At 60.7% G+C, this 14,672-nt stretch carries 15 protein-coding genes and 1 pseudogene; 7 read left to right on the top strand and 9 right to left on the bottom strand.

Going from position 1 to position 14,672, the window contains the following annotated elements; translation table 11 throughout:
* Positions 1 to 7: 7 nt before the first annotated feature.
* The 6 genes from QCBJ_RS06090 to QCBJ_RS06115 all read right to left on the bottom strand — a co-directional run bounded on the left by QCBJ_RS06090 (position 8) and on the right by QCBJ_RS06115 (position 4,362).
* Positions 8 to 772 carry an IclR family transcriptional regulator gene (locus tag QCBJ_RS06090; RefSeq protein WP_012723822.1) on the bottom strand — a complete coding sequence of 255 codons (765 nt, stop codon included), beginning with the start codon at positions 770 to 772 and terminating at the stop codon, positions 8 to 10.
* A gap of 168 nt (positions 773 to 940) precedes the next feature.
* Positions 941 to 1,330: a RidA family protein gene (locus QCBJ_RS06095; RefSeq protein WP_012723821.1), complete on the bottom strand. Its 390-nt coding sequence runs from the start codon at positions 1,328 to 1,330 to the stop codon at positions 941 to 943.
* Positions 1,331 to 1,346: 16 nt separating this feature from the next.
* Positions 1,347 to 2,129, bottom strand: a complete 783-nt coding sequence (locus tag QCBJ_RS06100) for an amino acid ABC transporter ATP-binding protein (protein WP_012723820.1) — start codon at positions 2,127 to 2,129, stop codon at positions 1,347 to 1,349.
* Positions 2,126 to 2,788 (bottom strand): amino acid ABC transporter permease, encoded by a 663-nt coding sequence (locus tag QCBJ_RS06105; RefSeq protein WP_012723819.1) that lies wholly within the window; start codon positions 2,786 to 2,788, stop codon positions 2,126 to 2,128. The genes QCBJ_RS06100 and QCBJ_RS06105 overlap by 4 nt, the downstream gene beginning before the upstream one ends.
* A gap of 11 nt (positions 2,789 to 2,799) precedes the next feature.
* On the bottom strand, positions 2,800 to 3,462 hold the full coding sequence (locus QCBJ_RS06110; protein WP_012723818.1) for an amino acid ABC transporter permease: 663 nt from the start codon (positions 3,460 to 3,462) through the stop codon (positions 2,800 to 2,802).
* A 51-nt stretch (positions 3,463 to 3,513) separates the two neighbouring features.
* A complete protein-coding gene (locus QCBJ_RS06115) occupies positions 3,514 to 4,362 on the bottom strand; it encodes a transporter substrate-binding domain-containing protein (protein ID WP_071493089.1) in 849 nt (282 codons plus the stop codon).
* Positions 4,363 to 4,695: 333 nt separating this feature from the next.
* On the opposite strand from QCBJ_RS06115, the gene QCBJ_RS06120 reads away from it, so the two are divergent.
* Complete coding sequence (locus tag QCBJ_RS06120) at positions 4,696 to 4,944, top strand: hypothetical protein (protein ID WP_012723816.1); 249 nt, start codon at positions 4,696 to 4,698, stop codon at positions 4,942 to 4,944.
* A 73-nt stretch (positions 4,945 to 5,017) separates the two neighbouring features.
* Positions 5,018 to 5,308: pseudogene (locus QCBJ_RS06125) on the top strand (thioredoxin family protein); the annotation flags it as partial.
* A gap of 22 nt (positions 5,309 to 5,330) precedes the next feature.
* On the opposite strand, the gene QCBJ_RS06130 reads toward QCBJ_RS06125, so the two are convergent.
* The 3 genes from QCBJ_RS06130 to rpiB form a co-directional block, all read right to left on the bottom strand.
* Positions 5,331 to 6,899, bottom strand: coding sequence for a TerC family protein (locus QCBJ_RS06130; protein ID WP_102060312.1), 1,569 nt, complete (start codon positions 6,897 to 6,899; stop codon positions 5,331 to 5,333).
* Positions 6,900 to 7,273: 374 nt separating this feature from the next.
* On the bottom strand, positions 7,274 to 8,254 hold the full coding sequence (locus tag QCBJ_RS06135; RefSeq protein ID WP_064053880.1) for a sugar-binding transcriptional regulator: 981 nt from the start codon (positions 8,252 to 8,254) through the stop codon (positions 7,274 to 7,276).
* Positions 8,255 to 8,317: 63 nt separating this feature from the next.
* Positions 8,318 to 8,779 carry a ribose 5-phosphate isomerase B gene (gene rpiB, locus QCBJ_RS06140; RefSeq protein WP_064053881.1) on the bottom strand — a complete coding sequence of 154 codons (462 nt, stop codon included), beginning with the start codon at positions 8,777 to 8,779 and terminating at the stop codon, positions 8,318 to 8,320.
* 283 nt (positions 8,780 to 9,062) lie between these two features.
* On the opposite strand from rpiB, the gene QCBJ_RS06145 reads away from it, so the two are divergent.
* From QCBJ_RS06145 to QCBJ_RS06165, 5 genes are all read left to right on the top strand, one after another.
* Positions 9,063 to 10,550: a sugar ABC transporter ATP-binding protein gene (locus QCBJ_RS06145; protein ID WP_102060313.1), complete on the top strand. Its 1,488-nt coding sequence runs from the start codon at positions 9,063 to 9,065 to the stop codon at positions 10,548 to 10,550.
* Positions 10,547 to 11,536: an ABC transporter permease gene (locus tag QCBJ_RS06150; RefSeq protein WP_102060314.1), complete on the top strand. Its 990-nt coding sequence runs from the start codon at positions 10,547 to 10,549 to the stop codon at positions 11,534 to 11,536. Before QCBJ_RS06145 ends, QCBJ_RS06150 begins: the two co-directional genes overlap by 4 nt.
* 34 nt (positions 11,537 to 11,570) lie before the next feature.
* The gene (locus tag QCBJ_RS06155) at positions 11,571 to 12,578 is read left to right on the top strand and encodes a substrate-binding domain-containing protein (RefSeq protein ID WP_102060315.1); all 1,008 of its coding nucleotides are present in this window, start codon (positions 11,571 to 11,573) and stop codon (positions 12,576 to 12,578) included.
* Positions 12,579 to 12,723: 145 nt separating this feature from the next.
* Positions 12,724 to 13,479 carry an SDR family oxidoreductase gene (locus QCBJ_RS06160; protein ID WP_102060316.1) on the top strand — a complete coding sequence of 252 codons (756 nt, stop codon included), beginning with the start codon at positions 12,724 to 12,726 and terminating at the stop codon, positions 13,477 to 13,479.
* Positions 13,480 to 13,505: 26 nt separating this feature from the next.
* Positions 13,506 to 14,621 (top strand): alcohol dehydrogenase catalytic domain-containing protein, encoded by a 1,116-nt coding sequence (locus QCBJ_RS06165; protein WP_102060317.1) that lies wholly within the window; start codon positions 13,506 to 13,508, stop codon positions 14,619 to 14,621.
* The last annotated feature ends 51 nt before the right edge of the window (positions 14,622 to 14,672 follow it).

A 14,672-nucleotide genomic window follows, 5' to 3' on the forward strand; every position in this document is an offset into this window, starting at 1 on the left:
GAAACTCCTATTCGTTGATGCGCCGGGCCAGGTTGTTGGCGCTTTCGATCAACACCCGGCGATAGTCGTTGTAGTTTTTGCTGGCATCGGCGCGTGGGGCGACGATGCACAGGGTCGCAATGCTGATGCCTTGCGCGTCCCGCACTGGGGCGGCAAAGCAATGGGTAAAGGTGTCGGCCACGCTGTCGAAGGAAAAGAACCCATCGAGGGTGGCCTGGCGGATTTGTGCCAGGAAAGTCTCCAGCGGCAGGCGCTGGCCGTCCGGCAGGATGAAGTCATCGTGGTCGATCAGGTCGACGATCTGCTGGTCACTCAAGTGCCCCAGCAACAGGCGCCCGGACGCCGTCCACGGGATCGGTGCGTTTTCACCGATGTCCGAGGAAATGCGAAAATGCCGCTCGCCCTCGCGCATCAGCGCCACTGTGTATTTGCGCCCGTTGAGCAGGCACATCTGCGCGGTTTCGTGGGTCTGGCTGACGATCTCCTGCAAGGCATGGTCGGCCTCGCGGGTCAGGTCGAAATGACGCAAGTGCGCCTGGCCGAGAAAGTACAACTGACGGCCGAGGTAGACGTGGCCGTCCTTGCCCACCGTTTCCAGGATGCGTCGCTCCAGCAGGGATGCGACCAATTCGTAGACGGTGGACTTGGGGCTGCCGATGCCGCTGGCAATATCATTCGGGCGCAGGGGCTGGCCGATTTCCTTGAGAAAATCGAGGATATCGAATGCACGGTCCAGGCCTTTGGCGCGGCGTTTGATGGTGTCTTCGGTCATGGCAATTTCGGTCCGGTCGAAGTTGTTGGGTACGACACAATTCTACTGTGGGAGGGGGCTTGCCCCCGATGAGGGAGTGTCAGCACATGCATGTGTGACTGACTCACCGCCATCGGGGGCAAGCCCCCTCCCACATTGGATTTGCGGTGGGCTTGAGAGTGGGGGCATTTAGCCTTTTTTCTTGTAGGCCACGCAATCGATCTCCACCTTGCAATCAACCATCATGTTGGCCTGCACACAGGCGCGCGCCGGGGCGTGTTCCGGGGTGAAGTATTCGCCGAACACCTTGTTGAAACTCCAGAAGTCCCGTGGGTCTTCCAGCCACACACCAACGCGCACCACGTCTTTGAGCTCGTAGCCGGCTTCTTCAAGGATCGCCACCACGTTGCGCAGGGTCTGGCGGGTTTGCTCGATGATCCCGCCGGTGATGATTTCGCCGTCCACCGCAGGCACTTGGCCCGAGACGTACAACCAACCGTCCGCTTCCACGGCGCGGGCGAAGGGACGGGGCTGGCCGCCGCCGGCAGTACTGCCGGCACCGTAACGAGTGATGCTCATAAAACTATGCTCCTGATTAAAAACGAATGTTCTTGAGAAATTCCGCCAGGCGCGGCGATTGCGGGCGTTCGAAAATATCCTTCGAGGTGCCCTGCTCTTCAATGCGGCCCTGGTTCATGAAAACGATCTTGTCCGAGACTTCATAGGCAAAGCGCATCTCGTGGGTGACCAGCAACATGGTCATGCCCTCCTCCGCCAGGCCCTTGATCACGCTGAGCACTTCGCCCACCAGTTCCGGGTCGAGGGCCGAGGTGACTTCGTCAAACAGCATCAGGCTGGGGTTCATGGCAATCGCGCGGGCAATCGCCACGCGCTGTTGCTGGCCGCCGGACAGCTGGCCGGGAAAGTGGTTGCGGCGCTCCAAAAGTCCTACACGGTCCAGCCATTTTTCTGCCAATACCACTGCCTCGTCCTTAGGCATTTTCTTAACTTTCAATAAGCCCAAGGTGACGTTCTGTAACGCGGTCAAGTGCGGGAACAGGTTGAACTGCTGGAACGCCATGCCGGTCATCGCCCGGTGCTGGGCAATCACGCGCTCGGGGTGACGCACGCGCTTGCCGGCGATTTCGCTGTAGCCGATGGACTCCCCATCCAGGGTGATCTGCCCGCCCTGGAATTCTTCCAGCAGGTTGACGCAGCGCAACAGCGTGGTCTTGCCCGAGCCGCTGGACCCGATCAAGGTCACCACATTGCCGCGCTGCATGGACAGGTCGACGCCCTTGAGCACTTCGACCTCACCGTATTGTTTACGCAGGCCGCGGATGTTCAGCAGCGGTGGGTTGGTGTGAGGTTGGTTCATGGCAAGGCCACCCGCTTTTCAATGTAGCGCCCGAATAATTCGATGGCGTAGTTGATGACAAAGAACAGAAACCCGGCGAACAGGTAGAACTCCAGGGTCATGAAAGTGCGCGCGATCACTTGCTGGGTGCTCAACAGCAACTCGGCCACGCCGATCACCGAGAGCAAGGTCGAGGCCTTGACGATTTCCGTGGAAGAATTGACCCAGGTCGGCAGGATCTGGCGCAGCGCCTGGGGCAACAGCACGTAACCCAGGGACTGGTAGAACGTCAGGCCGATCGCCTTGCCCGCTTCCAGTTGCCCACGGGGAATGGCTTGCAGCGCACCGCGCACGATTTCCGACACGTGGGAGCCGCAGAACAGCGTCAGCCCGACCGCACCGGCCTGGAACGCGCTGATCTGCCAACCGAGCGCCGGCAGCATGTAGAAACACGCCAATACCAGCACAAACACCGGCGTGCCACGGATCAGGTCGACGTACAGGCGGAACGGCGCACGCATCCAGAATTTGCCGTAGGTGAGGACCAATCCGGCGACGATGCCGATCAGGGTGCCAAAGATAATCGCCAACGCTGACACATAAACGCTGGCTTGGAAGCCCGCCCAGAGGGTATCCCGGGCGATCCACAACTCATGCAACCAGCTGGGGGATTCGTACATGGAAACTTTCCTTAACGACGGATCGCCAGACGCTGTTCCAGGTAACGGAGCAGCATGGCAATCAGGTAACAGGCGGCCACGTAGAGCGCGGTCGTGACCAGCCAGGTTTCAATCACCCGGTAGCTTTCGACGTTGATCTTGCGGGCGTAATAGGTCAGCTCGGGCACCGCGATGGCGGCGGCGAGCGAGGTGTCCTTGAACAGCGAAATGAAGTTGTTCGACAGCGCGGGCAGCACGTTGCGCAGCATCACCGGCACGGTGATGTAGGCACGGATACGCCACTCACCCAAACCGATGGCCAGCCCGGCTTCACGCAAGCCCTTGGGAATGTTCAACAGCCCGGCGCGGAATACTTCGGTCAGGTAGGCACCGGCGTACAGCGACAAGGTGATGATGAACGACGGGATCTTGTCCAGGCGGATACCCAGGCTGGGCAAGGCGAAGTAGATCAACAGGATCAGCACGAGGATCGGCGTATTGCGGATCACCGTCACGTACACCGAGGCGAGCACGCGCAGCGCCTTGTGCCTGGACAGCATGGCAAACGCCATCATCAGGCCGATCACGCAGCCAATCGCAATCGACAGCAGCGCCAGCTCAAGGCCCAGGCCGAGCCCCGCCAGCAAGCTGGGGAAGTCGCGCCACACGGCGGCAAAGTTCAACTGATAGTTCATGGTCGGCAGTACCTGATTGGGGCGCCTTCAGCGACGCCCCAGGTTTTCGATTTACTTGAACTCAACCGGGAAACCGATCGCCGGCTCCGGCAGGTCCACACCGAACCATTGCTTGAACGAGGCCTTGTAGGTCGGGAACTCCACGCCGGTCATGGCTTCATGCAGCGCGGTGTTGACGAAGTTCAGCCAGTCCTGGTCGCCACGCTTGACGGCGCACGCGTAGGTCTGTGGGCTCCAGGCGTAGGCCGGGCTGCGGTAGCGGCCTGGGTTCTGCACCATCAGGTACTTGACCGAGGACTGGTCGGTGGCGGCGGCATCGGCGCGACCGGAGTTCACGGCCTGGTACATCAGGTCGACGCTGTCGTACTGGTCGACCTTGGCCTTGGGCAGCGCCTGGTGCACCAGCTCTTCGGCGTAGACGTTTTGCAGCACGGCCACGGTGACGCTGTCGCCGGCGGCCTGCAGGTCTTCGATCTCTTTGTACTTGCTGTTGTTCGGCAGCAGCAGGCCCACGCCTTCGCGGTAGTACGGCAGGGTGAAGGCCACCTGCTGCGCACGGCTGGCGGTGACGGTGATGAACTGGCAACTCATGTCGACCTTGTCGGTCAGCAGGTTGGGAATCCGCGCGTCGGAGGACTGCACCACGAACTCGACCTTGCTCGGGTCGTTGAACAAGCCCTTGGCCACAATGCGGCCGATGTCGATATCAAACCCCTGCAACTTGCCATCCGCTCCCTGGAAGTGCCACGGCGCATTGGTACTGCCTGTACCCACGATCAGGTGCCCACGCTTGAGCACATCATCGAGCTTGCTGTCCGCCGCCTGCACTACGCTGGCGAGGGAAGCCGATGCGGCGAAGAGAAAAACACACGCTTTAAACACGGAAGGTCGGTGATGCATGACAAGCACTCCAGGAGTTGTGTATTCCGCTATACCGGAACTTAGTATGTAACAACGGAATAGACAGCAGAAAGTGTGCCACACGCGGTAACAGAAAAATATGACGTCTTTAAATTCGTTATAAATCAGTCAGATGACTATTCATAAGCGGCAAGGCGTTACGCCAGCATCTGGAATCACATTGCTACCCAAGGCCCCACATGCCGGTGACAGGCCTCAATCGAGTGCGCCACAACCACCTTGCCGCGCACCGTTGCAGTGCGCAGGCAGCCTGGAAAAATCCCCACACTGGACTAGCCTTGGCACATCTCTGCCGACAAGGACCCCGCCCTGATGAAGCTCCGTCTCACCCTGGTTTTGCTCGCTTTCCTGACGGCCGGCAGCGCCTCGGCCAGCAACGACCGTCGCGAATGCAAAGAAGAACTGCGCAAGCTCAATGACGCCTTGAGCACCAACTACACCAGTCAGAACCACCATGGCTACCGCCAGGCGAAGGCCTCACGGGACAATCTGGAATACAAGAAATGTGCAAGCCAGGCACGCAAGGCGCGCGAACGCGTGGAGCGTAACGGCGACCTGTGAAGGTTGACAGTAGACGGGGGTGATATCCCAGCTTAGCGTTGGCCCAAACACCGCAGCCGACAGGGAGATCACCATGGGAATTGCCACAGACGTCATTGCCAGCAACGAGGAATATCAGTCAGTGCTGGCTGCGCACCCGACCGTTTTCATGTTGTTTGTTTCGCAGACGTGTCCGGGCTGCGCAATCGCTGCGGAGCTTTTCGAACCCATCGCCAAAAAATACAACCCGGCAGTGAAAAGCCTGGTGCTTGATACCGCCAAAACCCCCAGGCTCGAACAGGTGATTAGCACGCCCACACTGGTGGTGCACGCCAATGGCAAAATCAAGGAAACACTCAACGGGTTTGGCCCCAGGGAAACCCAGGAGCAAACACTCAACGAGCTATTCAGCCGCTATGCGCAGCAGCAGGCACCAGACGCACCTGCGTCACCCGGCGCTCCTCAACGGCCGCGACCGTCAGGCGCCAGCCCTCGTGCTCCAGGCTATCGCCCACCACTGGCAGGCGATCCAACAGGCTCATGACCAGCCCGGCCAGCGTCTGGTAATCCTCGGTCGCAACAGCCTTGAAGCCGGTGCGCTGACGCACCAAGTTAAGGTTCAAGGCGCCATTGGCACGGAAGCCATCGCCTTCCTCAACGATATCCGGCCCCTCGATCTCACTGGCATCCGGCAACTCACCGGCGATGGACTCGAGAATGTCGGTCATGCTCAGCACGCCCATGAAGTCACCGAATTCGTTGATCACGAACGCAATATGGGTCGACTCCTGGCGCATCTGCTCCAGCGCGTTGAGGATCGAAAAGCTCTCAAGCAGGTTGATCGCGCGGCGCGCCAGGTGCTCCAGGTTCGGCTCGTTGCCGGACAGGTATTCCTTGAGCAGTTCCTTCTTGTGCACAAAGCCAAGTGGCTCATCGACAGCCCCGTTGCGGATCAACGGCAGCCGCGAGTAGGACGAATGCATCAGTTTCAGGCGAATACTGTCGGGATCGTCCGCCAGATCGATGCAGTCAACCTTGGCCCGCGGCGTCATCAAGGTGCGAATCGGCCGTTCGGCCAGTTGCAGCACGCCGCTGATCATCACACGCTCGCGTCGATCAAACAGCGGGCCTTGGCTCGCGTCCGACTCGCCCAGCAGATCGGCAACCTCTTCATCCACCTCCTCCACCGCCAGGCTGCGGCCGCCGAGCAAACGCATCACCGCGTGGGCGGTGCGCTCACGCACCGGCAACACACCTTGCGCGGACTTCTTGCGGCGTGAACGGGCGATCTGGTTGAACACTTCGATCAGGATCGAGAAACCAATGGCCGCGTACAGGTAGCCTTTCGGAATATGGAAGCCCAGGCCTTCGGCGGTCAGGGCGAAACCGATCATCATCAAGAAGCCCAGGCACAGCATGATCACGGTGGGGTGTGCGTTGACGAAGCGGGTCAACGGCTTGCTCGCCACGATCATCAGGCCGATGGACACGATCACCGCGATCATCATCACCGCCAGCTCGTCCACCATGCCCACGGCCGTGATCACCGCGTCGAGGGAGAACACCGCGTCGAGCACCACGATCTGCGCCACGATCGGCCAGAACATCGCGTAGGCCACATGGCCTGTGCGCTGGGCCACGTGGCCTTCGAGGCGCTCATGCAATTCCATGGTGGCCTTGAACAGCAGGAACACACCACCAAACAGCATGATCAGGTCACGCCCGGAGAAGCTCTTGTCGAACACCTCGAACAGCGGCTGGGTCAGGGTCACCAACCAGGAAATACTCGCCAGCAGGCCCAAACGCATCAGCAACGCCAGGGACAAACCGATCAGACGCGCACGGTCGCGCTGCTCCGGTGGCAGTTTGTCCGCCAGGATCGCGATAAACACCAGGTTGTCGATGCCGAGCACCAGTTCCAGCACAATCAAGGTCAACAGGCCGAGCCAGGCCGTTGGATCCGCTAACCATTCCATTTATAGAGTCTCTTCAGTCAATGTTCAGAATGCCGGGCACGGCAAAGTGCGGTCAGTGGACCGGTACAAGGCTAGCAGTCGGAATACGGGGTGTTCGAAAGGCAGCAGCGACAGCGGATGTCTTGGGGAAAGACGACTGGGAGGCTCCGAGAGGGTGTTCATGCAAGTCCTGAAATAACAAAAGGACTTGAATCCTACATTCGAAACACAAATTTCCTAAAACGCAAAACTATTACAAAACCTGTACTTCAAGCACACCCAAAGCCCATGTGGGAGGGGGCTTGCCCCCGATAGCGGTATTTCAGTTACACCTAGGCTGGCTGATACACCGCATTCGCGAGCAAGCCGGCTCCCACATTTTAATCTGCGCCCTGTCAGGTTTTGCGCGTCGCGTCGTCAAGCGCCAAAATCGTATGGGCATTCGTCACCGTCGTGGCGAGCGTGTTGATCACCCCCGACCGCAACGCCCCCAGCGTCGCCGCCGCCTTGGTGTTCTCGCTGGCAATCGCCACCACATCCGGGATCCGAAACAACTCCTGTACCGTCAGGCCGATCACCCGCCCCTGAATGGCGTTGACCGCGGGCTGCCCGTGGATGTCGATAAAGTCGTACCCCATCATGTCACCCACGGTGCCGGACAACCGCGCCTGGGCGATTTCCTGGGGCGAGAACCAGCCCATGCGCACCATGTTGCTGTTTTCGCTCATGTCACCAATGCCAATCAACGCGATATCCGCCCGCCGCGCCCGGTCGAGAGTCGAACGCACCGTATCGTTATTGATCAACACGCCACGCAGTTCCGGGTTGGCCACCAGGGCCGGGGCGTACAGGCTTTCACTTTCACCGCCAAACCGCAGGGCCAGGCGCCGACAGATATGGTCGGGGTTCATGTATTCGCCAGCCTTGAGCGAACCGCCGATCGCGCAAACAAACGTGCAGTTGCGCGTCACCGGCAGGAACACGTTATCGGCCACCGCACCCACGTTGCGCCCCATGCCGACGGCGACGATCATGCCATCGCTCAATGTTTTGTTCAGGTAGTTGGCCACCAGGCTGGCGACGGCCGAACGCTGGGTATCGGGGTCGCTATGATCGACCGCGATCAACGCGCGATCCAGCTTGAAGCGCGTGACCAACGCCTGCTCCAGCTCGTTGTTCATGGCCGGATGCTGCAGCACGCGCACCTCGACAATACCCTCATCGCGCGCACGTTTGAGCAGGCGACTGACCTTTGCCCGCGACAGGTCGAAGCGCTTGGCAATGGCTTCCTGAGTGACGTTCTCGAGGTAATAGAGCATCGCCACTTCGGTCATCTGATCGATATCGCTGGCAATGCGCTGGGTACTGTCACTCATGGGGACGGGCTTCCGTTTCGGCGTCAAAGGCGCATTCTCCCGACTCTGGCCCCGTTTAGTCCACTACTGATGCCCATCGCGCTCGATCGCATTGATCCGGTCCACCTTGGCCCCGGAACGCGCGGCTTCGAACTCCGACTCCAGGAACGACTTGACGATGCTCTTGGCCAGCTCGGCGCCGATCACCCGCGCACCGATGGACAGGATCTGCGCATCGTTGCTCTTGCGTGCGCGCTCCGCCGAGTACGTGTCATGGGCCTGGGCCGCCCGGATGCCCAGCACCTTGTTAGCGGAAATGGCCATGCCGATCCCGGTGCCGCACACCAGCACGCCCAGTCGCTGCTGCCCGGCATTGATCGCCGTGGCCACGGCCAGGGCGATGTCCGGGTAAAGCACGGGCGCGGTGGAATGGGTGCCGAAGTCGGTCACTGGGTAGCCCAACGCCTCGATATGACGCTTCAACAGCTCTTTGAGCTCAAAACCCGCTTCATCGCATCCGATAGCCACCGGGAAAGGTGTGTTCATGGCGTCTGGCTCCGCTGCCGTGATCGTACTTACGACTGATCAAATGATCATTCAGTGAAATTCCGCTCAGACATTTCTCGGTCATACGCCCCTCTCTGTCAAGCTTGATTTAACTGACTCGTCAGTCAAACGCCTCTGTAAAGGCGTTATTGCCGACAAAGATGAGAATCGGCGCTTTTACATTAAAGAGATTGACTGATCAGAATTTCATTTGATACACATATGTGCACAGCGAAACATGACTCTGCGACCTAATAAGAATTCACAGCACGAGGACACGCCGATGGCCACGCCATTACTGCTCCAGGCTGAACACGTCGCCAAGGCTTACGCCGGGGTTCCTGCCCTGCGTGACGGCCGCCTCTCGTTGCGGGCCGGTAGCGTCCACGCCCTGTGCGGCGGCAACGGCGCAGGCAAATCGACATTCCTGAGTATCCTGATGGGCATCACCCCGCGTGATGCCGGGAGCATCCTGCTCAACGGCACAGCGGTGCAGTTCAACCGCCCGAGTGAAGCCTTGGCGGCGGGGATCGCGATGATCACCCAAGAGCTGGAATCCATCCCCTACATGACCGTCGCCGAAAATATCTGGCTGGGACGCGAACCACGTCGCGCCGGCTGCATTGTCGACACCAAGACCCTGAACCGCCGCACCCGCGAGTTGCTCGAAAGCCTGGAGTTCGAGGTCGACGCCACCCGCCCCATGCACCGCCTGAGCGTGGCGCAGATCCAACTGGTGGAAATCGCCAAGGCCTTCAGCCATGACTGCCAGGTGATGATCATGGACGAGCCCACTTCAGCCATCGGCGAGCGCGAAGCGGAAACCCTGTTCAAGGCCATCCGCCGCCTCACCGCCCGGGGCGCCGGTATCGTGTATGTGTCGCACCGCCTCAGCGAACTGGCGCAGATCGCCGATGACTACAGCATCTTTCGCGACGGCGCCTTTGTCGAAAGCGGGCGCATGGCCGATATCGACCGCAACCATCTGGTGCGCGGCATCGTCGGCCAAGAACTGACCCGCATCGACCACAAGGTCGGCCGCGAATGTGCCGCCGACACCTGCCTGCAGGTCGACAACCTGAGCCGCGCCGGCGAGTTCCACGACATCAGCCTGCAACTGCGCCAGGGTGAAATCCTCGGCATCTATGGCTTGATGGGCTCAGGGCGCAGCGAATTCCTCAACTGCATCTATGGCCTCACGGTGGCTGACTCCGGCAGCGTCACGCTGCAGGGCAAACCCATGCCGATCGGGCTGCCCAAGGCGACCATCAATGCCGGTATGTCGCTGGTCACCGAAGACCGGAAGGACAGCGGCCTGGTGCTGACCGACAGCATTCTTTCCAACATTGCGTTGTCAGCCTACAAGCGTCTGTCGAGTTGGTCGCTGATCAATGCGCGCAAGGAAACCCAACTGGCCCAGGACATGGTCAAGCGCCTGCAGATCAAGACCACTTCCCTGGCGTTGCCGGTGGCCTCCATGAGCGGCGGCAACCAGCAGAAAGTGGTGCTCGCCAAGTGCCTGTCCACCGAGCCGGTGTGCCTGCTGTGTGACGAACCCACCCGCGGTATCGATGAAGGCGCCAAGCAGGAGATCTACCACCTGCTCGACCAGTTCGTGCGTGCCGGTGGCGCCGCCATCGTGGTGTCGTCGGAAGCTCCGGAGTTGCTGCACCTGAGCGATCGCATCGCCGTATTCAAAGGCGGCCGGCTGGTGACCATCAGCACCGACACCGCCCTTTCCCAGGAAGCCTTGTTGAGTCTTGCCTCATGAATGCCAAAACACTGTCTACACCTGCCGCTGCCCCCATTGCTGCCGCGCCACGCAATCGCCTGCGCCTGTCTCTCGACCGTTTCGGCCTGCCGCTGGTGTTTATCCTGCTGTGCGTGGTGATGGCGTTCTCCAGCGAATACTTCATGACCTGGCGCAACTGGATGGACATCCTGCGCCAGACCTCCATCAACGGCATCCTCGCGGTGGGCATGACCTACGTGATCCTCACCAAGGGCATCGACTTGTCGGTGGGTTCGATCCTGGCCTTTGCCGGGTTGTGCAGCGCCATGGTCGCGACCCAGGGTTACGGCCTGCTGGCGGCGGTCAGCGCGGGGATGTTTGCCGGCGCGATGCTCGGCGTGGTCAATGGCTTCATGGTCGCCAACCTGTCGATCCCGCCGTTCGTGGCGACCCTGGGCATGCTCAGCATTGCGCGGGGCATGACCTTCATCCTCAACGACGGCAGCCCGATCACCGACCTGCCCGACGCGTACCTGGCCCTGGGCATCGGCAAGATCGGCCCGATCGGTGTGCCGATCATCATCTTTGCCGTGGTCGCGCTGATCTTCTGGATGGTGCTGCGCTACACCACCTACGGCCGCTATGTGTACGCGGTGGGCGGCAATGAAAAGAGCGCACGCACCTCAGGCATCGGCGTGCGCAAGGTGATGTTTTCGGTGTACGTGGTCTCGGGCCTGCTCGCCGGACTGGCCGGCGTGGTGCTGTCGGCACGCACTACCTCCGCCCTGCCCCAGGCCGGGGTTTCCTACGAACTGGACGCGATTGCCGCCGTGGTGATCGGCGGCACCAGCCTGTCGGGCGGTACCGGCAGCATTGTCGGCACGCTGTTTGGCGCACTGTTGATCGGCGTGATCAACAACGGGCTGAACCTGCTCGGCGTGTCCTCGTATTACCAGCAGGTCGCCAAGGGCCTGATCATCGTGTTCGCAGTACTGATCGACGTGTGGCGCAAGAAAAAACGCTAGAGAACGACCGATAACAATAACTGGAGTTCTATTTATGAAACTTGGTACCACCTTGGCCGCCGCGGCGGCCCTCTCCCTGCTCGCCAGCAGTATCGCAATGGCCGCCGATGGCAAGACCTATAAAATCGGCGCAGCCGTCTACGGCCTCAAAGGCCAGTTCATGCAGAACTGGGTCCGCGAGCTCAAGGAACACCCGGCGGTCAAGGACGGCACCGTGCAGCTGACCGTGTTCGACGGCAACTACGACGCCCTGACCCAGAATAACCAGATCGAAAACATGGTGACCCAGCACTACGACGCGATCCTGTTCGTGCCCATCGACACCAAGGCCGGTGTCGGCACGGTCAAGGCGGCTATGAGCAACGACGTGGTGGTCATTGCCTCCAATACCAAAGTTGCCGATGCCGCTGTGCCCTATGTGGGCAATGACGACGTGGAAGGCGGACGCCTCCAGGCTCAGGCCATGGTCGACAAGCTCAACGGCAAGGGCAACGTGGTGATCATCCAGGGGCCGATCGGCCAGTCGGCGCAGATCGACCGGGAAAAAGGCGAACTGGAAGTGCTGGGCAAACACCCAGGCATCAAGATCATCGAGAAAAAGACCGCCAACTGGGACCGCGCCCAGGCCCTGGCGCTGACCGAAGACTGGCTGAACGCTCACCCCAAAGGCATCAACGGCGTGATCGCGCAGAACGATGACATGGCCCTGGGCGCCGTGCAGGCCTTGAAGTCTCACGGGCTGACCTCCAAGGACGTGCCTGTCACCTCGATCGACGGCATGCCGGATGCAATCCAAGCGGCGAAGAAAGACGAGGTCACCACCTTCCTCCAGGACGCCCAGGCCCAATCCCAGGGCGCGCTGGACGTGGCGCTGCGGGCGCTGGCCGGCAAGGACTACACGCCGAAGTCGGTGATCTGGGAGCGCTATGCCAAGGACGTGAAATGGGGCGATGGCACCGCCAAGACCTACATCCTGCCGTGGGTGCCGATCACTAACGCCAACGCCGACGCCCTCTACAAACAAGTCAGCGGCGGTAAATAGATATTGACTTGAAATACGGTCAAGTGTGGGAGCCGGCTTGCCTGCGATGCATCAATCAGGTGTGACTGACACACCGAGGTGTCCGCATCGCAGGCACGCCCGCTTCCACATTGGATCTCCACCGTTTTCGAAAATGGAGTCATTCATGTCTGGATTCTGGAACCAAGCTTTCGACCTCAGCGGCCGTTGCGCGGTGATCACCGGCGGCGCCGCCGGGATCGGCCTGGCGTGCGCCACCCTGCTGGTGGATCGCGGCGCGCGCGTGGCCTTGCTGGACCGCGACCCAGCAGTCGTCGAAGTTGCCGCCAGCCTCGGCGCCGGAAACCTGGGAATCGCCGTCGACCTGAGCCAGATCACCCAGGTGCAACACACCATCGACACCGTGTTCGAACACTTCCAACGCCTGGATTACCTGATCAACAGCGCCGGCGTAGCGCTGTTGGACAAGGCCCTCGACGTCGACGAAAACGCCTGGGATACCACCTTGGACATCAATCTCAAGGCCAGTTTTTTCGTGGCCCAGGCCTGCGCCCGGCACATGCTCGCCAGTGGCAGCGGGCGGATCGTCAACCTTGCGTCCCAGGCCGCCGTGATCGGCCTGGACCGGCACGTCGCCTATTGCGCGAGCAAGGCGGCCATCGTCGGCATGACCAAGGTACTGGCCATGGAATGGGCGCCGCAGATCAACGTCAACGCCATCTCCCCGACCATCGTCGAAACGGCCCTGGGCAAAAAGGCCTGGGCCGGTGAAGTGGGTGAAAAGGCCAAATTGCAGATCCCGGCGGGCCGCTTTGCGCAACCGGAAGAAATCGCCGGGCTGGCGCTGTACCTGCTCAGCGATGCGGCGCAGATGATCACAGGCGCCAATATGGTGATCGACGGCGGCTACAGCATTCAGTAATTCATTTTTTGTCGTGAGGTTTTGTCATGTCCACCGTCACCGAACGCACACCTGAACAACTGTCCCCGGTCATCCCGAAAACCATGCAGGCCGTGGTCTGCCATGGCCCCGAAGATTACCGCCTGGAAACCGTCGACGTGCCCACGCCCGGTCCCGATGAAATCCTCACCAAAGTCGAGTTGTGCGGCATCTGCATGGGCGATATCAAGACCTATCGCGGCGCCCCTTCGTTCTGGGGTGACGCCGAGCAGCCGCGCTATGTGAAACCGCCGATGATTCCCGGCCATGAATTCGTCTGCCGCGTGGTCGCCCTCGGCCCCGGCGCAGAGAAACGCGGCGTGAAGGTCGGTGACCGGGTGATCTCCGAGCAGATCGTGCCGTGCTGGGGCTGTCGCTTCTGCAACCACGGCCAATACTGGATGTGCCAGAAGCATGACCTGTATGGCTTCCAGAACAATGTGCAGGGCGCCATGGCCCAGTACATGATCTTCACCAAGGAAGGCATCATCCATCAGGTGCCGGACTCGATCGCCCCGGACGAAGCGATCCTGATCGAACCGCTGGCGTGCTCGCTGCACGCTGCGGAACGCGCCAACGTGGACTTCGACGACGTGGTGGTGGTCGCCGGCGCCGGCACTCTGGGCCTCGGGATCATCGGCGCGGTGCGCATGCGCAACCCGAAAAAACTCATCGTGCTGGACATGAAGCCCGAACGCGCCGCCCTCGCCCTGCGCATGGGCGCCGACGAAGTGTGGAACCCGGCCGAGGTGGATGTGCTGGCGAAAATCCGCGAGATCACCGAGGGCTACGGCTGCGACATTTACATTGAGGCCACCGGGCACCACAAGGCGGTGAACCAGGGCCTGGCGATGCTGCGCAAGCTGGGGCGTTTCGTCGAGTTCAGCGTGTTCAATGACGAGGCGACGGTGGACTGGTCGATCATTGGCGACCGCAAGGAACTGGACGTGCTGGGCTCACACCTGGGGCCGTACATGTACCCACGTGCCATCGACTTCATCGGCAACCGCAAGATCGACATGCGCGACGTGGTGACCCATAAATTCGCCTTGGCGGACTTCAAGGAAGCCTTTGCGGTGATGGAGCGCGGCGACAAGTCGCTGAAGGTAGTCCTCGAACCTTAAGAACACACGCAGCTGACCATTGTTGCCCTTTAGAACAAGAACAGGAACAGG

It is taken from the genome of Pseudomonas sp. QC2, from assembly GCF_002859085.1.
GTDB lineage: Bacteria > Pseudomonadota > Gammaproteobacteria > Pseudomonadales > Pseudomonadaceae > Aquipseudomonas > Aquipseudomonas petroselini.